The organism is Streptomyces sp. RLB3-17 (genome assembly GCF_007113425.2).
GTDB lineage: Bacteria > Actinomycetota > Actinomycetes > Streptomycetales > Streptomycetaceae > Streptomyces > Streptomyces mirabilis_D.
Genome location: NZ_CP041610.2, coordinates 4,565,202 through 4,583,357, shown reverse-complemented (window position 1 = coordinate 4,583,357; position 18,156 = coordinate 4,565,202). Strand labels below are relative to the sequence as shown.

16 protein-coding genes and 1 tRNA gene are annotated in these 18,156 nt (G+C 69.9%); 14 read left to right on the top strand and 3 right to left on the bottom strand.

Features of this window, described 5'->3' with window-relative positions; translation table 11 throughout:
- The first annotated feature begins 151 nt into the window (after positions 1 to 151).
- The 10 genes from FNV62_RS20930 to FNV62_RS20885 all read left to right on the top strand — a co-directional run bounded on the left by FNV62_RS20930 (position 152) and on the right by FNV62_RS20885 (position 9,505).
- Positions 152 to 1,276, top strand: a complete 1,125-nt coding sequence (locus tag FNV62_RS20930; protein WP_143601755.1) for a TIGR03364 family FAD-dependent oxidoreductase — start codon at positions 152 to 154, stop codon at positions 1,274 to 1,276.
- Positions 1,277 to 1,281: 5 nt separating this feature from the next.
- Positions 1,282 to 1,983 carry an HAD family hydrolase gene (locus tag FNV62_RS20925; protein WP_143608213.1) on the top strand — a complete coding sequence of 234 codons (702 nt, stop codon included), beginning with the start codon at positions 1,282 to 1,284 and terminating at the stop codon, positions 1,981 to 1,983.
- A complete protein-coding gene (locus FNV62_RS20920; RefSeq protein WP_143655077.1) occupies positions 1,980 to 3,041 on the top strand; it encodes an ABC transporter ATP-binding protein in 1,062 nt (353 codons plus the stop codon). Before FNV62_RS20925 ends, FNV62_RS20920 begins: the two co-directional genes overlap by 4 nt.
- Positions 3,034 to 3,924: a 2-aminoethylphosphonate ABC transporter permease subunit gene (locus FNV62_RS20915; RefSeq protein ID WP_144315515.1), complete on the top strand. Its 891-nt coding sequence runs from the start codon at positions 3,034 to 3,036 to the stop codon at positions 3,922 to 3,924. Before FNV62_RS20920 ends, FNV62_RS20915 begins: the two co-directional genes overlap by 8 nt.
- Positions 3,911 to 4,708, top strand: a complete 798-nt coding sequence (locus tag FNV62_RS20910) for an ABC transporter permease (RefSeq protein WP_143601751.1) — start codon at positions 3,911 to 3,913, stop codon at positions 4,706 to 4,708. Before FNV62_RS20915 ends, FNV62_RS20910 begins: the two co-directional genes overlap by 14 nt.
- 82 nt (positions 4,709 to 4,790) lie before the next feature.
- Positions 4,791 to 5,876, top strand: a complete 1,086-nt coding sequence (locus FNV62_RS20905; protein ID WP_054235563.1) for a 2-aminoethylphosphonate ABC transporter substrate-binding protein — start codon at positions 4,791 to 4,793, stop codon at positions 5,874 to 5,876.
- A 115-nt stretch (positions 5,877 to 5,991) separates the two neighbouring features.
- A complete protein-coding gene (locus FNV62_RS20900; protein ID WP_054235562.1) occupies positions 5,992 to 6,771 on the top strand; it encodes an HAD-IIA family hydrolase in 780 nt (259 codons plus the stop codon).
- 180 nt (positions 6,772 to 6,951) lie between these two features.
- Positions 6,952 to 7,506, top strand: coding sequence for a hypothetical protein (locus tag FNV62_RS20895; RefSeq protein WP_382022895.1), 555 nt, complete (start codon positions 6,952 to 6,954; stop codon positions 7,504 to 7,506).
- 1 nt (position 7,507) lies between these two features.
- Entirely contained in the window at positions 7,508 to 8,185 is a 678-nt protein-coding gene (locus FNV62_RS20890; protein WP_060896305.1) for a class F sortase, read from the top strand.
- 306 nt (positions 8,186 to 8,491) lie between these two features.
- Positions 8,492 to 9,505, top strand: a complete 1,014-nt coding sequence (locus FNV62_RS20885) for a glycoside hydrolase family 6 protein (RefSeq protein ID WP_143601748.1) — start codon at positions 8,492 to 8,494, stop codon at positions 9,503 to 9,505.
- 91 nt (positions 9,506 to 9,596) lie between these two features.
- On the opposite strand, the gene FNV62_RS20880 is transcribed toward FNV62_RS20885, so the two are convergent.
- The 3 genes from FNV62_RS20880 to FNV62_RS20870 form a co-directional block, all read right to left on the bottom strand.
- Positions 9,597 to 11,534, bottom strand: coding sequence for a kelch motif-containing protein (locus FNV62_RS20880; RefSeq protein ID WP_144315513.1), 1,938 nt, complete (start codon positions 11,532 to 11,534; stop codon positions 9,597 to 9,599).
- Positions 11,531 to 13,519: a glycosyltransferase family 2 protein gene (locus tag FNV62_RS20875; protein ID WP_143613461.1), complete on the bottom strand. Its 1,989-nt coding sequence runs from the start codon at positions 13,517 to 13,519 to the stop codon at positions 11,531 to 11,533. The genes FNV62_RS20880 and FNV62_RS20875 overlap by 4 nt, the downstream gene beginning before the upstream one ends.
- 491 nt (positions 13,520 to 14,010) lie before the next feature.
- Positions 14,011 to 14,084: transfer RNA gene (locus tag FNV62_RS20870), tRNA-Lys, on the bottom strand.
- A 206-nt stretch (positions 14,085 to 14,290) separates the two neighbouring features.
- Between FNV62_RS20870 and FNV62_RS20865 the strand changes: the two genes are divergently transcribed.
- The 4 genes from FNV62_RS20865 to FNV62_RS20850 all read left to right on the top strand — a co-directional run bounded on the left by FNV62_RS20865 (position 14,291) and on the right by FNV62_RS20850 (position 18,146).
- Positions 14,291 to 15,310 (top strand): peptidoglycan-binding protein, encoded by a 1,020-nt coding sequence (locus FNV62_RS20865; RefSeq protein ID WP_143601746.1) that lies wholly within the window; start codon positions 14,291 to 14,293, stop codon positions 15,308 to 15,310.
- Between the two features lie 201 nt (positions 15,311 to 15,511).
- On the top strand, positions 15,512 to 16,672 hold the full coding sequence (locus FNV62_RS20860; RefSeq protein WP_143601745.1) for an SPFH domain-containing protein: 1,161 nt from the start codon (positions 15,512 to 15,514) through the stop codon (positions 16,670 to 16,672).
- 178 nt (positions 16,673 to 16,850) lie between these two features.
- Positions 16,851 to 17,504 (top strand): lytic polysaccharide monooxygenase, encoded by a 654-nt coding sequence (locus FNV62_RS20855; RefSeq protein WP_054235554.1) that lies wholly within the window; start codon positions 16,851 to 16,853, stop codon positions 17,502 to 17,504.
- 147 nt (positions 17,505 to 17,651) lie between these two features.
- Positions 17,652 to 18,146, top strand: coding sequence for a DUF3592 domain-containing protein (locus tag FNV62_RS20850; RefSeq protein ID WP_225900314.1), 495 nt, complete (start codon positions 17,652 to 17,654; stop codon positions 18,144 to 18,146).
- The last annotated feature ends 10 nt before the right edge of the window (positions 18,147 to 18,156 follow it).

Here is an 18,156-nt window from a genome sequence, read left to right as displayed (position 1 = left end):
CGCGCGGCGGGCGGGGCGGGCTCGGGCTCGTCTTTTCGGCCAAGTATCGTCACGGGAAGATAACGGGTCTAGCCCAAATGTGATGGGCGGTTCACCATCCGGTTGCTGTCCGGACCCCTTTGATTCCCCCTTCCCGAGGAGCGTGGCCGTCGTGAGAGTGATAGTCGTCGGAGCCGGCGTGGTGGGTACCCTGCACGCCTGGCACGCAGTGGAACGCGGCCACGAGGTCGTACAGATCGAGCGTGAGGCGGAGGCCCGCGGGGCCTCGCTGCGCAACTTCGGACAGATCTGGGTGAGTGGTCGCGCCGGAGGAGAGGAGCTGGAGACCGCCCTGCGGGCGCGGGAGCTGTGGGAGGAGATCGGGGCACGCGTCCCGGACCTCGGCTTCCGGGCGTGCGGATCGCTGACCCCCGTGCGCAACCCGCGCGAACTGGCCGTCGCCGAGGCCGCCCTGGCCCGCGAGGACGCCGCCGCCCGCGGCTACAAGCTGCTCGCCGCGGACGAGGCGCGCGCCGTGAACCCCGCCCTGCGGGGTGCCTTCGAAGCGGCCCTGTTCTGCGAGCGCGACGCGGCCGTCGAGCCGCGCACGGCCCAACTCGCCCTCCGTGCCGAGCTGTCGAAGTCCCCGAACTACACGTTCCTGCCGGGGCGCGAGGTCCGTGACGTCGTCGGAGAGCACGCCGTGCGCGACGACCACGGGGACGTCCACACCGGTGACGTCGTCGTGCTGTGCACGGGCGCCTGGCTCGGCGGTCTCGTACGGGAGCTGGCCGGGCCCGAGCTGCCCGTACGGCGGGTGCGGCTGCAGATGATGCAGACCGAACCGCTGGGCGAGGCGCTCACCACCTCCGTCGCCGACGCCGACAGCTTCCGGTACTACCCCGCGTACCGCAGCCCCGCCCTCGACGAGCTCGACGCGCACCAGCCGCAGGCCCCGATCGCCGCCGCGCACCGGATGCAACTGCTCATGGTGCAGCGCGCGGACGGCGGGCTGACCATCGGCGACACCCACGAGTACGAGCACCCCTTCGCCTTCGACACCCTCGAAGACCCCTACGACCACCTCACCGAGGTCGTCGAGTCCTTCCTCGGCCGCCCGCTGCCGAAGATCCGGCGCCGCTGGGCCGGGGTGTACGCGCAGTGCACCGACCCGAGCCGAGTCGTGCACCGGCAGCGGGTGCGGGACGGGGTGTGGCTGGTCACCGGGCCCGGCGGGCGCGGCATGACCTGTTCGCCCGCCATCGCCGAAACGACCGCCAACGAGCTGGGATGGTGAAAGAAATGACCGAGGACATACGACTCGTCGTGCTCGACATGGCGGGCACCACCGTCGCCGACGGCGGCCTGGTGGAGCAGGCCTTCGCCGTGGCCGCCGAGGAGCTGGGCGTCGAGCCCGGGTCCGCCGACCACGCCGAGAAGCTCGACCACGTCCGGGCCACCATGGGCGAGTCCAAGATCTCCGTCTTCCGGCACCTGTTCGGCGAGGAGTCCCTCGCCCGGCGGGCCAACGCCGCCTTCGAGAAGGCGTACGGGGAACTCGTCGACGGTGGGCGCCTCGCGCCGATCGCCGGGGCGCGCGAGGCGATCGAGGAGCTCCAGGCGGGCGGCCGCACCGTCGTCCTGACCACCGGGTTCGCCCGCGTCACCCAGGACGCCATCCTCGACGCCCTCGGCTGGCAGGGGCTGGTGCCGCTCACGCTGTGCCCGGCCGACGCCGGAGGACGCGGGCGGCCGTACCCCGACATGGTCCTGGAGGCCTTCCTGCGCACCAGGGCGGCGGAGGGCGTCCAGCAGGTCGCGGTCGTGGGCGACACCTCGTACGACATGCTCAGCGGCGTACGCGCCGGGGCGGGCGTGGTGGCCGGTGTGCTCACCGGGGCGCACGGCACCGAGGCGCTGCGCGCGGCCGGGGCCGGCCATGTGCTCGGCTCGGTGGCCGAACTTCCCGCCCTGCTCGACGGACCCCCCGGAGCCGGGCGGTGAGCGGCGGCAGCGGTATCCGCTTCGACCGGGTGTCCGTCGCGTACGACGGCACCACGGTCCTCGACTCCCTCGACCTCACCGTCGAGCCCGGCGAGGTGCTGGCGCTGCTCGGGCCGTCCGGGTCCGGGAAGACCACCGCGCTACGGGCCGTCGCCGGGTTCGTGCGGCCCGTCTCCGGCCGGGTGTTCATCGGCGACCGGGACATGACCGCTCTGCCGCCCCACCGGCGCGGCGTCGGCATGGTGGTGCAGCAGTACGCGCTGTTCCCGCACATGCGGGTCGAGGACAACGTCGCCTTCGGGCTCAGGGCACAGAAGGTCGCCAAGGGCGAGATCCGCGGACGGGTCGCCGAGGCGCTGGAGATGACCGGGATGGCGGCCTACGCCCGGCGCCATCCGCGGGAACTGTCCGGCGGGCAGCAGCAGCGGGTCGCCATCGCGCGGGCGCTCGCCATCCGGCCCGGCGTCCTCCTCCTCGACGAGCCGCTGTCCGCGCTCGACGCGCAGCTGCGGTCGGGGATGCTGGCCGAACTCGCCCGGCTGCACCGGGAGTTGCCCGACATGTCGATCCTGTACGTCACCCACGACCAGATCGAGGCGCTGACGCTGGCCGACCGGATCGCGGTGATGGACAAGGCGCGGTTGCGGGATGTGGGGACGCCGCGGGAGCTGTACCGGGCGCCGAGGACCGCGTTCACGGCGTCGTTCGTGGGCAACGCGAACCTGTTGCCGGTGACCGTGGGCGCGGGGGGTGTCGCCTTCGGCGGGACCGAGCTCAAGGTCGCCACGGGGGACGCGGCGCCGGGAGCTGCGGCGACCCTGTGCGTACGGCCGCACCTGGTCGGGCTCGGCGCCGGGCCCAACCAGGTCGCCGGAACCGTGAGCGAGGTGCAGTGGCGGGGGGCCACGCACCGGCTGTACGTCGACGTGGCGGGCCATCGGGTGATGGCCGACCTGCGTGAGCTGCGGGAGCCTCCGGCGCACGGGGACTCCGTACTGCTGCACTTCGCGCCCGACGACGCGGTGCTGCTGTCGGCGGGGGTGACAACGGATGGCTAGCGCCGCGACGGCCGCCCCGCCGAAGCAGCACCCCACGTCCCCCAAGTCCTCCGACTCCCGTCCGCGCACACCGACCTGGGCCTGGGCCCTGCCCCCCGTCGCCGTCCTCGGACTCGTCTTCCTCTACCCCCTCGCGCTCGTCGTCCAGCAGTCCTTCCAGCCGGACACCGGGGGCACCTCCCTCCAGCCGTACGCCGACGTCCTCGCGTCCCCGTCCTTCCTGGAGGCCCTGCGTACGACCGTCTGGATCGCCGTCGCGGCGACCGTCGGCGCTCTTGTGCTCGGGTTCGTGCTCGCCCTGGTCATCGCGTTCGTGCCGTTCCCCGGCGGGAGGGCCGTCGCCAGGTTCATCGACGTCTTCCTGTCCTTCCCGTCCTTCCTGATCACGCTCGCGCTGCTGTTCATCTACGGCACGGTGGGCATGGCCAACGGGCTGTGGACGGACGTGACCGGTGCCGCCGAGGGGCCGTTCCAGTTCCTGGCCACCCCGTGGGGGGTCCTCCTCGCCGAGATCACGTACTTCACCCCGTTCGTGATGCGGCCCCTGCTCGCCGCCTTCTCCGGGATCGACACCGCCCAGCTGGAGGTGGCGTCCTCCCTCGGGGCGCGGCCCGCCCGGATCGTGCGGCAGGTGATCCTGCCCGAGGCGCTGCCCGCGCTCGCGGCCGGCGGCAGCCTCGTCCTCGTGCTCTGCCTCAACGAGTTCGGGATCGTCCTGTTCACCGGCGCGAAGGGCGTCACGACCCTGCCGATGCTCGTCTACAGCAAGGCGATCCTGGAGTCCGACTATCCGGGCGCGTGCGTGGTCGCCGTCGTCAACGTCCTCGTCTCCGTCGGGCTCTACGGCCTCTACCGGGTGGTGAGCCGCCGTGCTGGTGCATAGCCGCAAGGGGAAGTGGGCCACCTGGGCCGTCTTCTTCCTGCTCTTCCTGCCCCTGTTCGCCCTGCCGCTGCTCGTCGTCCTCGCCGCGTCGTTCGCCACGAACTGGTCGAGCGCGCTCCCGTCCGGCTTCACCACCGGGCACTACACGGCCGCCACCCGCGGCGCGTCCCTCCAGGCCCTCACCACCAGCCTGGTCACGGCGGTCATCGCGAGCCTGCTCGCACTGGTCGTCGGCACCTGGGCGGCGCTCGCCGCGCACGCGCTCAAGAAGCGCGGCAGGCGGGTCGTGGACGCCCTGTTCATGCTGCCGGTCGCCGTGCCCTCGGTCGTCGTGGGCCTCGCGATCCTCGTCGCCTTCTCCCAGCCGCCGATGCTACTCAACGGCACCCGGTGGATCGTCGTCCTCGCGCACACCGTGCTGGTCACGGCCTTCGCCCACCAGTCGGTGTCGGCCGCCCTCGCCCGTCTCGACCCGGCCTACGAACAGGCCGCGGCCTCGCTCGGCGCCCGGCCCTCGTACGTGCTGTGGAGGGTGCGGCTGCCACTGCTGCTGCCCTCGCTGACCGCCGCCGCGGGGCTCTGCTTCGCCCTGTCCATGGGCGAGCTGAGCGCCACCATGATGCTCTACCCGCCCGACTGGACCCCGCTTCCCGTCCAGATCTACGCGGCCTCGGACCGCGGCGCCCTCTTCACCGGCTCCGCGCTCGCGGTCGTCCTCATGACCACGACGGTGCTCGTCCTGTTCGCCGTCTCCCGGATCCGCACCAAGGCCTCCTACCGCTGACCCCGATCCGATCCTGAACCGCTGACCCCGATCCGATCCTGATCGGCCAACCTTCCGAACATCGCAAGGAGTTCATCTCGCCATGCCCAGAAACCTCCACCACCTCAAGCCGATCGCCGCCGTGATCGGCAGCCTCGCCCTCGCCGCCACCCTCACCGCCTGCGGCGGCGACTCCGCCGCCTCCGACGCCAAGGTCGTCACCGTCTACAGCGCCGACGGCCTCAAGGGCGAGAACGGCGACGGCTGGTACGACCAGATCTTCAAGGACTTCGAGAAGCAGACCGGGATCAAGGTCAAGTACGTCGAGGGCGGCTCGGGCGAGATGGTCCAGCGCGCCGTCCGCGAGAAGACCAACCCGCAGGCCGACGTCCTCGTCACCCTCCCGCCGTTCATCCAGCAGGCCGACGGCAAGGGGCTGCTGCAGAAGTACACCCCGAAGGGCGCCGACCAGGTCGCCGGCGGAGACAAGGCCGCCGACGCCACCTGGACCTGCGTCGTCAACAACTACTTCGGCTTCGTCTACGACAAGAAGGAGCTGAAGCAGGCCCCCACCACCTGGGAGGAGCTGCTCGACGCGCGGTACAAGAACAAGCTCCAGTACTCCACCCCGGGCGTCGCCGGTGACGGAACCGCCGTGCTCGTCAAGGCGATCCACGACTTCGGCGGCAAGGAGCAGGCGCTCGCCTACCTGAAGAAGCTCCAGGCCAACAACGTCGGCCCGTCCGCCTCCACCGGCAAGCTCGCGCCCAAGGTCGACAAGGGCGAACTCCTCGTCGCGAACGGCGACGTCCAGATGAACTACGCCCAGTCCAAGGACATGCCGAACCTGGGCATCTGGTTCCCGAAGGCCACGGACAAGGCCGCCGACGCCGCCGGGAAGCCCACCACCTTCGCCCTCCCGTACGCCGCGGGACTCGTCACCAAGGCCCCGCACGCGGACAACGGCAGGAAGCTCCTCGACTTCATGCTCTCCGCCAAGGCGCAGCAGCAGGTCAGCGAGATCGGCGGCGGCTTCTCCGCACGCAAGGACGTCAAGGCCACCGACGCGAACGCCATCGCCCTGACCAGGCTCATGGACGGCGTCGCCCTTTTCGAGCCGGACTGGGCCGACATCGACAAGAACCTGACCTCGTACGTCGAGGACTGGAAGACGGCCACGGGAAGCTGACACTCCACCCTGACTAGGCTGGGGGCGTCGGCACATCGTCGTTCCGGCGCCCCCGGATCGTGTGCGTACGTACGCCAGGACGGCAGTACGCCAGGACGGCAGGAGAACCAGCACCATGGCAGAGCGCAAGCCCATCGAGTCGTGGCTCACCGACATGGACGGCGTCCTCATCCACGAGGGTGTGCCGATCCCCGGCGCGGACGCCTTCGTCAAGAGGCTGCGGGAGTCCGGGAAGCCGTTCCTGGTGCTCACCAACAACTCGATCTACACCGCTCGTGACCTGCACGCCAGGCTGCGGCGCATGGGCTTGGACGTGCCGGTCGAGAACATCTGGACCTCCGCGCTCGCCACCGCCAAGTTCCTGGACGACCAGCGGCCCGGCGGCACCGCGTACGTCATCGGTGAGGCGGGCCTGACCACGGCACTGCACGACATCGGGTACGTCCTGACCGACCACGAGCCGGACTACGTGGTCCTCGGCGAGACCCGTACGTACTCCTTCGAGGCCATGACGAAGGCGGTCCGGCTGATCAAGGGCGGCGCCCGGTTCATCGCCACCAACCCCGACGAGACCGGCCCGTCCGCCGAGGGCCCGCTGCCCGCGACCGGCGCGGTGGCCGCGCTGATCACCAAGGCGACCGGCAAGCAGCCCTACTTCGCAGGCAAGCCGAACCCGCTGATGATGCGGACGGGTCTCAACGCCATCGGGGCGCACTCCGAGACCAGCGCGATGATCGGCGACCGGATGGACACGGACGTCCTGGCCGGCCTCGAGGCGGGCATGGTGACCTATCTCGTCCTCACCGGGCTGACCACCCGCGAGGAGATCGAGCAGTACCCCTTCCGGCCCTCCAGGATCGTGGACTCGATCGCGGACCTCGTCGAGCGGATCTGACGCCACCCGGGCCGGGGGCCACCGGCCCGCGCCAAACCTTTCGAGACCCGTTTGGAGCAGTCGAGGGCGTCTGAGGATGCGTCCGGCGGCTCGGAGGGGGAGTCTCCAGGTATCTGGAGGTTCACGATGGGTTCATGTCGACTCGCTCTCTGTGCGCGACTCACTCTCTGTGCCGGTGCGGTGCTCGCGGCGGCGTTCACTCCCGCCGCGTACGCGGCCGACGGCGGCGTCTCCGTCTCTCCCGTGTCCCCGGCCCCCGGCAGCGACGTCCAGCTGCGGGCGCTGGGCTGTACGGGGACGACCGGTACCGCGGTCTCGACGGCGTTCGTCGCGGACGCGCGGCTCACCGGCCAGGGCGGGGTGCTCGTCGGCGACACCCGTGTCCGCTCGTCGGCCACGCCCGGTGCCTACGAGGTCAAGGTCAGCTGTGACGGCCGCCAGAACCGGGTGAGCGGCACGGTCACGGTCACCGCGCCGGGCGGCCCGACCTCCCTGAGGTCCGTCCTCGCCGTCCCGACCGCCTTGACGTCCGCCCTGGCCCTCCCGAACGGCCTGGCCTCGCCCGTCGCCCCCGTGCACGCGGGCGGCGGCGGCACCGCGCACTTCGCCTCCGTGGACGCCCGCTCGTCGAGCCCCGGCACCAAGCACGCGGTGATCGGCCTCGTCCTCGCGAGCGCCGCCGCGGTGGCGGTCGCGGTCCGCAGCGCGCGCCGGGGCCACGACACCCGAGACTGACATGTCCGACGACATGCCCGCACACGGGCGTTCCTCCGGCGCCGGCCGGCTGCTGACCGGTGTCGCCTGGGCGGTGCTGCTGCTCGGGCTGTGGCTGTGGGGCCGTGACCTGACCGACGTACGGCTGGGGATAGCGGCGCCGACGACGGGGGACATCGCGGCGGTCGGACGACCGCCGGAGGTACGGCTGCCACCCGCGCTGAAGCCGCTGACGAGCGCGGTGCCGCAGCGCATCGACATTCCCTCGATGGGGGTGCAGGCGCCGGTCGTGGGCCGCGGGCTCGACGGGCAGGGGGCGATCGATCCGCCGCCCTTCGACCAGCCGGGCGTGGTCGGCTGGTACGCCGCCGGGGTGCGGCCGGGGGCGGCCGGGACCGCGTTGTTCGTGGGGCACGTCGACACCGAGACCCGGCCCGCGGTCTTCTACAAACTCAGCACGGTACGGCCGGGGCAGACGGTCCGGGTGGTCCGCGACGACGGGACGGTCGCCGAGTTCACCGTGGACGACGTGCAGGTCTTCCCGCGCGACCACTTCGACGCCCGACAGGCCTACGGGCCACGGGAGTCGGGGCGGGCCGAGCTGCGGCTCGTCACCTGCGGCGGCACCTTCGACCGGGCGAGCCGCACCTACACCGCGAACGTGGTCGTGTCGGCGTACCTCACGGGCCACGGACGATGAATCGGGTGACCGAGGCCGGTGTCCCGGTGACCGGTTCCACCTGGCCCGGTCGGCGGCCCGCTCCCCCCGGAGCCGCCGACCGGGCTGGTCCTCGACCGCGCGCGCACGGGCTGCGGGAGTAACCCGGCGGTCGGCGCGGGAGGTTCTGGGTCCGTTTGAGGCAACTCTAGAACGTATGAGCGTTCTGGCCTAGGACCTGTCTCCGGGGCTGTAACAGCTCACCGACAAGGGGCGGGCGATCTCGTGGGCGAGGCGCCACCTATGTCACGATTGACCCCAAGGACAGTGCACCCGAGGGGGAGTTGCATGTACGGCAGCATGGGGGCCGGGGCTCGGGCGTCCGTCGCGGTGGTGGGGGCGTTGCTGGTGCTCGCGGGGTGTTCCTCCGGGGGCGGCGACAAGAGCGACGGTTCCGGTTCCAAGGTCACACAACAGCCCAAGAACTCCGACCCGTTCTGGGTCAACCCGGCGGGCAACGCGGCCGAGCAGGTCGCCGCGTACGTCAAGGCGGGCAAGAAGGACGACGCCGAGCAGATCCGCAAGATAGCCGAACAGCCGACCGGCGAGTGGATCGGGCCGGAGAATCCCGAGCGGGAGGCGCGCGGTTTCACCGAGGCGGCGCAGCAGGCCGACCGGGCGGCCATCCTGGTCCTCTACAACATCCCGCACCGCGACTGCGGCCAGTTCTCGCAGGGCGGCGCGGCGGACGGCGACGCCTACAAGGCCTGGATCGACGGGGTCGCCCGCGGCATCCAGGACCGGCCCGCCACGGTGATCCTGGAGCCGGACGCCATTCTGCACCTGGTCAACCAGTGCACCCCGGCGCAGTTCCAGGAGGAGCGGTACTTCCTCCTCGAGACCGCGGTCACCAAGCTCAAGGCCCTGAAGAACACGAAGGTGTACCTCGACGCGGGCAACGCGGGCTGGGGCCACCCCGACCAGATCTTCCAGCCGCTGAAGCGGGCGGGCATCGACCGGGCCGACGGCTTCTCCGTCAACGTCTCCAACTTCTACTCGACCAAGGACTCCATCGCGTACGGCAAACAACTGTCCGCGAAGGTCGGCGGCAAGCACTTCGTCATCGACACCAGCCGCAACGGAAACGGCCCCTACACGGCCGGCGGGGCGGACGAGAACTGGTGCAATCCGCCGGGGCGCGCGCTGGGCGAGACCCCGACGACCAAGACCGCCGATCCGCTCGTCGACGCGTATCTCTGGGTCAAGCGGCCGGGTGAGTCGGACGGGGAGTGCAAGGGGGGTCCGAAGGCGGGCGAGTGGTGGCCCGAGTACGCCCTGAAGCTGGCCAAAGCTTCTGACTGACGGCAAGTTCCCCGCGCCTTCAGGGGCGCGGGGAACTGCGCGCTCAGCCCCCACTCAGCCGCAGCCAGAACCGGCCCGACCCAGCGGAGCGCTACGGCACCTTGACCCACTGCGCCTTGCTCGGCGTCCCCTGGTCGTCCGTCACGAACAGCATGTACCAGCCGGACTCCACGAGATTCCGGTTCTGCGGCACGGTCACCGTGACCCCGTTCTTCGTCTTCTTGAAGTCCAGCGCGATGGAACGCTGATCGACGTCGGTGACGTGCGTGGACGCGCTCGGCCGGATCAGCCGGGCCGTCCTGATGGTCGACGCGTGCTGCGAGGTGAACGTCGCCGAGCCGCCGCGCGCGATCGTCTTCGGGCCGCCGGTCAGATCGGGCCGCGAGTCCCGGTAGAGGTACGGCGGCGTGTAGATCTCGATGCGCTGCTCGAACGTGGCCGGTTTGGTGTTGGCCTTGTCCGCGTAGAGCGAGTTGGAGCCGAAGAACATCACCCGGCCGTCGGGCAGCAGGATCGAGCCCGAGTGGTAGTTGCGGCCCACCAGCGGATCGGCGACCCGGTCGAAGGTGTTCGACTTGGTGTCGTAGATCCGCGCCTGGAGGATGTTGGAGTCGCTGCGCCCCCGGTAGTCCTCGGAGCCGCCGGACACCAGGACGGTGTCGTCCGGCAGGATCGAGGACTGCGGATAGCGGGTGCCCTTCTCCAGTTCGGGCCCGTCGACGAACCTCGGGTTCTGGTCCTTGAGGTCGATCAGCCGGGTCTTCTTGCTGGACAGCTTGGACTCGCCGACCCCGCCGCCGCCGATCACCATGTACTTCTCGTCCTGCGCGGGCGGCAGCAGCACCGTGCCGGACGTCTCCATCATGTTGGGGTCGCTCAGGCCCGGCAGCTTGGTGAACTTGTTGGTGGCCACGTCCCAGACGCCGGGGTCGCGGCCCACGTTGTCCGGTCCGTAGCCCGCGTTCGAGCCCGAGTAGAACATTTCGCCGTTCTGCATCAGGGAGATCGCCGGGTAGGTCGGGAACTGGCGGATTCCCTTGGTGTACGTCCATTTCTTGGTCTTCGGGTCGAACACCTCGTTCTTGCCCGGGACCAGCTGGCCGATCTCGTCCAGACCGGAGAGGCTGAGGATCTTGCCGTCGCTCATGGTGGTGAGCGTCGGGTACCAGCGGGCCTCGTTCATCGGGTCGACCTTGATGTACTTCTCGGCGACCGGATCGAACTCGTACGCGTCCCGGATGCCCTGGAAGTCCTTCTTGTCCAGGGCGAGCTTCTGTGCGATGCCGTAGGTGTTGCGGGCGTCGGCTCCGGTCAGGCCCTGGATGCGGTAGTTGTCCTGGGTGCCCGTCTCGTACTTCTGGCCGCTCTGCTCTGCCTCGACGTAGATACGGCCGAGGCCCGGGTCGTTGCGCAGGAACTTTCCGGTCGCCTTGTCGAAGACCTTCGTCGCGCGCGGGACGAGCACCGGGTCCTTGGAGACGAACGTCTTGCCGTTCTCCTTGCCGGTGAACCTGGTGCCCGCGGGCAGCGTGATCGGCTTGTCCGGGTTCTCGTTGTGGACGACCATCAGGCCGCCCGCCTTGGTGACGTCACCCTTCAGCGTCTCGTACCGCTTCGTGCCGCCCGCGATCAGCAGATTGCCGTTGGCGAGCTGGGTGTGGCCCGTGCAGAACAGGTCGGCGGGCGTCGGGATCTTCTTGATGGTGCCCTTGACCGGGTCCCAGATCCGCGTGTCGAACTTCTTCGCGTCGAAGTTGTCCTGGTTGTTGCCCGAGCCCGCGATCAGCAGGATCTTGCCGGTGTGCAGCAGGGCCGCGTGGATGGTGTTCTGTCTGTACTCCTCGGGGAACTGGATGATGTCCCAGTGCCCGTTCTTGGCCTTGTACTCGGGCTTGTTGATCGTGTAGTCGTGGTACTTCTCCGTGCTGAAGCGGTACACCCACGGCCCGTTCATCCCGGCCAGCGCGAGCACCACCGCCCCGCCTATCGCAAGTCGACGAGCACGGCGGCGACGGGCACCGTCTTTCATTTTTTACGTCCCCCAAGGGAAATCTGCATGGTCTGGTCATTGCCTCCGCCGCTGCCGCCGCCCTGTGCCGCCGCCCAGCTGGGCTTGTGCTGCGGGGCGTGCGGGGCATGCGGAGCGTGCTGCTCCTGCTGGGGCGCCGAGGCCTGAGCGGGCAGCGGCACCGACTCCTCGGGTGAGGCGGGCGCCGCCGACGGCTTCTTCTTCGCCTGGCGCAGGGCCCACTGCCAGGCGAGGATCGGCGAGGCGGTGATCAGCAGGGCGAAGGAGGCCCAGGTGATCATCGCGGGGTGGGAGTGCCCGAGCAGGAGTCCGGCGACGATCGAGCCGGCGAAGACCAGGATGAAGAACAGGTGGATCCGGAAGGTCCCGAACAGTGTGTCGGGGCTGGCCGAATCACCCTTGGGGGTCACCACGAACTTGCTCTTGCGGCGCAGCACCGCGTCCATCAGCGAGCGGGCGTAGATCGGCGCGGAGAGCGCCGACATGATCATGCCCGCCACGCCGCCCGAGCCCTCGGGCTCGTGCGGGGAGACGTTGTGCCGGCGGTTCCACACGTACAGGCCGATCTGCAGCGCGGAGGCGTTGCCGTACAGCATCAGCCAGACCGTCGGGTCGATGTTCACACCGGATGCGCCCAGGCCCAGGAAGAGTGCGCAGCTGAGGGCCGCGAGGATCCAGTTGAGGGCGGACATCGGGTAGAAGATGATCATCATGGTGTAGTTGAAGAGCTTGCTCGGCGGCAGCGAGAAGAAGCCCTTCCAGTACTGCTTGAGGATCGTCTCGTACGTGCCCCGGGACCAGCGCAGCTGCTGGGTGAAGAAGTCCGTCCAGGCGTTCGGGCCCTCACCGACCGCGAGGACGTCCGGGGTGTAGACCGAGCGCCACTTCCTGCCCGTCGCCGGGTTCTTCGCGCGGTGCATCTCGAAGCCGGTCGCCATGTCCTCGGTGATCGAGTCGTACAGGCCGCCGATCTGCTTGAGCGCCTTGATGCGTACGGCGTTGGAGGTGCCCACGAACATCGGCGCGCCGTAGCGGTTGCCGGCCCGCTGGATCAGCGCGTGGAAGAGGAACTGCTGGGACTCGGCGGCCTTGGTGATGGGGTTGTCGTAGTTGCCGTAGACCTGCGGGCCGATGACGAAGCCGATGTCCGGGTCGCGGAAGAAGCCGAGCATCCGCTCCAGGTAGTTGGGCAGCGGCACGTGGTCGGTGTCGACCGAGGCGAAGAAGTCGTACTCGTCGCCGTGCGCCTCCAGCCAGGCGTTGTAGTTGCCGTGCTTGGTCTTGGCGCGGTGCGGGCCCTTGGCCTGGTTCCACTTCGCGACGCCCTTGCGGGAGAAGTGGTGCACGCCCAGGCGCTTGCAGACCTCCTTCACCTCCGGGTCGTCACCCTCGTCGAGCAGCCAGACGTGCAGAAGGCCCCGGTGGCGCAGCTTGACGGCCGCCTCCAGGGTCTTGGTCACCATGGCGAGGGGTTCCTTGCCGGGCACGAAGGAGGTGAGGAAGGCGACTCTGGTGCCGGTCTCCGGGACCACCGGGATCGGGTCGCGGGCGACCAGGGTGGCGTGTGCGTTCGACAGCACGTTCATGCAGCGGAAGAACTCGATCAGACCGATCGAGACCAGCATCACGATGTCGAGCACCGGCAGGAAGTCGTAGGCCGGGTAGTCGCGTTCGGTCCAGTGCTCCGGCTGGAGCAGCCAGCCCAGCAGGATCAGCGACAGCAGCGGCGCGGCGCCCAGCATCAGGGCGGCTCGGATGCGGTGCGGCTCCTGGGACAGCAGCGAGCGGTACTGCACCTTGTACGGCTTGTTCGGATCGGGCTGTGTGAGGGGACCCGCGAGCCGGCTGTAGTGCTCGTAGTCGTATCTCGGCAGGGTCTTCTTGATCCTGCGGAAGTTGCTGCCGGTCCGGTGCGATGGCATCCGGAGCTGGGTCGTCTCAGACGGGTCGAAGTTCTGCCGGGCGCCCGTCGGCGTCGACGTCATGAGTCATTCCCCCCGCACGCACGTCCAGGTGCGTGTTCGTCGGTTCTTGTCGCCCGTTCGAGTCCCCCTTGACCGTCACGGACGCATGCTGGCAGGTCGGCATCACCACATGCTCCACACAAGGGAGACATAGAAATGCGACCTTCCGGTTGCATGATGCCCCCCTCGGCATCGGTTCATGAACGGGGCCCCCAACCCCCCATGGTCGCAACCGGCCATACCCCCAACTGTCAGGTATCGACAGTCCCTTGAAGCCCAGGGTTCTACGGCGTTCATCATGATCGCAAGATGCGAAACGCGGTGTTAACCGGTCATACGCGCTAATTGGGACGCCTGTACGAAGATGGGGTCACCGCTCCATACGCCGGGCGCATATGCCCGGTCCGTATGCGACCCTATGTGACCCTTTACGCCGGTTGTACCAGCGGGGAGCCCGCCCCGCCCACAAGCCGAAGGGCCCCTCACGCTGGTGAGGAGCCCTTCGGTGTCGGTGCGCCGCCAGGGACTCGAACCCCGGACCCGCTGATTAAGAGTCAGCTGCTCTAACCAACTGAGCTAGCGGCGCCTGCTGACCCGAGAACTCTACCCGACCGGGGAGGGTGCTCCGGACCACGTGGGTGTCGTGAAGTGAGCGGTGAGGTGTCCCGAACCGGTCGGAAGTGGTCCCTGTACATCATTCGGACCGTCAACATGCGACAAGAGGTGACAGTTGCGAAACTGACGACTGTGCAGAAGTGCGGAGACATGGACCTGTGGTGTGAGGGGAATCTCATGGACGCTCCGGTATTCGAGGAATTCGATCCCGCGAGCGACTGCGATTGCCCCGGATGCGTGCACTGGCGGCGCGTCATTCCCCCTTCCTCACTCCCCGGGCCCGTGGGACACCCGGCGGCGCGGGGCGCGCTGCTGCTGGCCGCGGCGGCGGGCACCGTCCTCGCCGCGGGCCAGCCGGTGCCGGCCGTGGCCGCCGCGCACGGACCCGCCCGGCCGGGCGACCCCCGAGGTGACGAGCCCGACACCCCGCAGGGCGCCAAGGCCCCGCTGCACAGCTTCGGCGGGAGCCCGGCGGGGCAGCCCGCGAAGCCCGGGGCGGGGGGCGAGCTCCCCGCGACCACCCGGGCGGCGATCATCAACCGGGCCAAGAAGTGGGTCGCCGCGCGGGTGCCGTACAGCAATACCGCGTACTGGCCGGACGGATACCGGCAGGACTGCTCGGGCTTCGTCTCGATGGCCTGGAACCTGCCGGGAAACGAATGGACGGGCAGCCTCAGCACGTTCGGCGTACGCGTTTCACGCGACCAGCTGCAGCCCGGCGACATGCTCCTCTTCCATAATGCGGCGGATCCGCAGAACGGCTCGCACGTCGTCCTTTTCGGCGGCTGGTCGGACTACACCCACACCTATTACCTCGCCTATGAACAGACCCGCCCGCACACCCGCGGGCAGTCCACTCCGTACGCCTACTGGAGCAACTCGGACCGCTATGTGCCCTACCGCTACAAGGGGCTGGCCGAGGAGACGAGCGCGGGCGTCTCGGCGCCGGGGGCGACGAGCAGCCGCTACCCGGGCCGGTCCTTCTTCGGCCCCGGCGCGGACAACCCCCATGTCACCCGGCTCGGCGAGCAACTCGTGAAGAAGGGGTTCGGCACGTACTACACGTCGGGTCCGGGGCCGCGCTGGGGCGAGGCGGACCGACGGGGCGTCGAGGCGTTCCAGCGGGCGCAGGGCTGGCGCGGCGGCGCGGCGGACGGCTGGCCGGGGCCCGAGACCTGGCGCCGGCTCTTCTCGTGAAAGGCCGGGTGGCAGGGCTCGCACCACGGCTCGCGTCAGGGCTCGTACCGGGCAACGCGTCAGGCAGCACACCAGGGCTCGCACCAGGGCTCGTACCAAAGCTCGCACCAAAGCTCGCACCAGGCATCGCACCACGGCTCGCACCAGGGCTCGTCACCCGGCCGGGATCACCCTTCCACGCGCGGAGGCATGGAGGCAGCTATGAGTACGACGACTTCACCCACCCCGGAGTCCGGGGGGACGCCGGAGGGCGGCGGCGCCGCCCGGGCCGCCCGGCTCATCCACAACGAGACGACCACCGAGATCCCCGTCCATCTGCTCTTCCGTGACGACCCCGAGCCGGTGTCCGTGCCGCTCTCGCCCGCCGTGGTGGGGCGGCGGCGCGGCACGGGCGAACAGCCCCGGATCCGGCGCCCCGGGCTGGGCCGCGCCCCGCGCCCGGTGCCGGAGGTGGACCCCGAACTGGTGGAGCGCCCCGCACGGGTGCTGCCCGGAGTGGCGGGTGTGCTGGCCGGGGCCTGCGGGGTGGCTGGATGTGTACTCACCACTTGGTGGTCGGGTGTGCTGCCGCACAGCGCGGGGAGGGTGATCGGGCTGCCCTGGTACGCGGGGGCCGGGGTCGGCCCCGCGCAGTGGGCCGCGTACGCCGGGGCCGGCGCGCTCGGGCTGTTCGGGTTCGGCGGGCTCTCCCGCGGCCGGACCGGGCGTGCCTGGGTGCTCGGCCTCTTCGGCCGCTACCGGGGCACGGTCCGGCGCACCGGGCTGTTGTGGATCAACCCGATGGTGCTGCGGCGCCGGGTCGACGTACGGCTGCGGCACTGGCGCAGTGAGCCGATGTCGGTGGTCGACGCGAACGGGGTCGCGCTGCGGGTGGTGGTGCTCGTGGTGTGGCGGGTCAAGGACACCGCGCGGGCCGTGCTCGGCGTCGAGGACCACGAGACGTATCTGCGCGAGTGTGTGGAGGCGGCGATGTCGCGGATGCTCTCGCAGCTGCCCGCCGAGGCGCCGCCCGCCGTCATCAAGGACGTGGCGACCCTGCGCAACACGGACGCGGTCGGCGAGGCGCTCACCGGGATGATCGCCGCGGACGCCGCGCCGGTCGGCCTGGAGGTGTTCTCGGCGCAGCCGACCCGGATCGAGTACGCCCCCGAGGTGGCGGCCGTGATGCAGCGCCGCCGGATCGCGACCCTGGACGCCCAGCACCGCGACACCGTGCTCACCTCCGTCGTCGACTCCGTCGAGGACACGGTGACCCGGCTGACCATGCGCGGGCTGGTCGAACTCGACGACTACGAGCGCAAGGCGCTGGTGAAGGACCTGACGGTGGCGTTCTACACGGGGCGCAGGGATTCCTCGCCGTGACGGGGACGGGCAGCGGAGCCGTGGCGGGGACCGACAGTGGGTCCTCGCCGGGGACGGAGAGCTCGGTTATTGGTCTGGACATGTTCAAGTCGCGGCAATAATCTGGGACTTGGTCTAGACCTGAAAATCGCGCGCACGGCTCACGAGAACCTCCCCCACGTCCTCCAGGAGCGGCAGCATGCGCATACGGACGACCAGGATCCCCGCGGCAAGGGTCCGTACCAGCAGGAAAGTCAAGCTGTACGCCGCTGTCGTGGGCCTCGCCACGGCGGGCACGTTCGTGCTCTCCACCGGCGGAGCCGACGCCCACGGCTACACCGACCAGCCCCTCAGTCGGCAGAAGTTGTGCGCCGCCAACGGCGGCAGTGTCGCGGGCTGCGGTGACATCCAGTGGGAGCCGCAGAGCGTCGAGGGCCCGAAGGGCTTCCCGGCGGCGGGTCCCGCGGACGGACAGATCTGCTCCGCGAACCACACCAACTTCAGCCAGCTCGACCAGCCCAAGACCCCCTCGGGCGCGGCCTGGCCGACGACCAAGGTCACCGGCGGGCAGAGCTACACCTTCCGCTGGCAGTTCACGGCCGTGCACGCCACGACCGACTTCAAGTACTTCGTCACCAAGTCCGGCTGGAACCAGAACCACGCACTGACCAGGGCGGACCTGAACACCACCCCGTTCCTGACCGTCCCGTACAACGGGCAGCGCCCGCCGTCCACGTTCAGTCACACCGGCACGCTGCCCTCCGGGCTGAGCGGTCACCACGTCATCCTCGGCGTGTGGACGATCGCCGACACCGCGAACGCGTTCTACTCGTGCGCGGACGTCACGTTCTGAACGTGCGGAACGTTCTGAGCGCGTGTGGACCGCACATGTTCTGAGCCTCTCTTGAGGAGCTCGCGCACCCCCCACGGGTAGGTTCCACGCACGTCGACATGACCATGACGGCGTGCGTGGAGCTGTACCGGACAACGGGGGAATGTCATGGACGTCTTCTTCTATGCCGTGCCGGCGGTGATCATGACCGGGGCGATCTTCATGGCGGTCGTGGTGGTCCGCCGGTCGCTGGACATGAGCCGGGCGTGGAACAGCGGGCTGATCGCCGAGGCCCGCTGTCTGCGGTCGTACACGACGACCAGTGGCGGCGGCGGTGACACGTCCGTGTCCACGACCCTGCACCACGTGTACGAGTTCATGACGCGCGACGGCCGCACGGTCCGCTTCGAGGAGCCGAACGGCCCGGCGACGATCGTCGAGGGCGACATCGTCCCCGTCCACTACACCGCCGAGCGTCCCGAGAAGGCGACGGCCCACGCGCCGCGCCGGGGGCTGCTGGCGGCGGGCACGGTCTTCACCCTGGTCTTCTGCACCGTGATCGTCCTCTTCTGCATCGGCTTCATGGTGGGTGTCCACGGGTTCTTCTCGATGGACGACCCGTCCGGCGGAGACGACTTCGAGGGCACGGGGCTCCCCTTCTGACGGCCCGTCA

Bases quoted from the DNA above. Each gene is read 5' to 3' on its own strand.
- FNV62_RS20925 (WP_143608213.1), top strand. From the start codon at position 1,282: ATGACCGAGGACATACGACTCGTCGTGCTCGACATGGCGGGCACCACC.
- FNV62_RS20915 (WP_144315515.1), top strand. From the start codon at position 3,034: ATGGCTAGCGCCGCGACGGCCGCCCCGCCGAAGCAGCACCCCACGTCC.
- FNV62_RS20905 (WP_054235563.1), top strand. From the start codon at position 4,791: ATGCCCAGAAACCTCCACCACCTCAAGCCGATCGCCGCCGTGATCGGC.
- FNV62_RS20900 (WP_054235562.1), top strand. From the start codon at position 5,992: ATGGCAGAGCGCAAGCCCATCGAGTCGTGGCTCACCGACATGGACGGC.
- FNV62_RS20890 (WP_060896305.1), top strand. From the start codon at position 7,508: ATGTCCGACGACATGCCCGCACACGGGCGTTCCTCCGGCGCCGGCCGG.
- FNV62_RS20885 (WP_143601748.1), top strand. From the start codon at position 8,492: ATGTACGGCAGCATGGGGGCCGGGGCTCGGGCGTCCGTCGCGGTGGTG.
- FNV62_RS20880 (WP_144315513.1), bottom strand. From the start codon at position 11,534: ATGAAAGACGGTGCCCGTCGCCGCCGTGCTCGTCGACTTGCGATAGGC.
- FNV62_RS20875 (WP_143613461.1), bottom strand. From the start codon at position 13,519: ATGACGTCGACGCCGACGGGCGCCCGGCAGAACTTCGACCCGTCTGAG.
- FNV62_RS20865 (WP_143601746.1), top strand. From the start codon at position 14,291: ATGGACGCTCCGGTATTCGAGGAATTCGATCCCGCGAGCGACTGCGAT.
- FNV62_RS20860 (WP_143601745.1), top strand. From the start codon at position 15,512: ATGAGTACGACGACTTCACCCACCCCGGAGTCCGGGGGGACGCCGGAG.
- FNV62_RS20855 (WP_054235554.1), top strand. From the start codon at position 16,851: ATGCGCATACGGACGACCAGGATCCCCGCGGCAAGGGTCCGTACCAGC.
- FNV62_RS20850 (WP_225900314.1), top strand. From the start codon at position 17,652: ATGGACGTCTTCTTCTATGCCGTGCCGGCGGTGATCATGACCGGGGCG.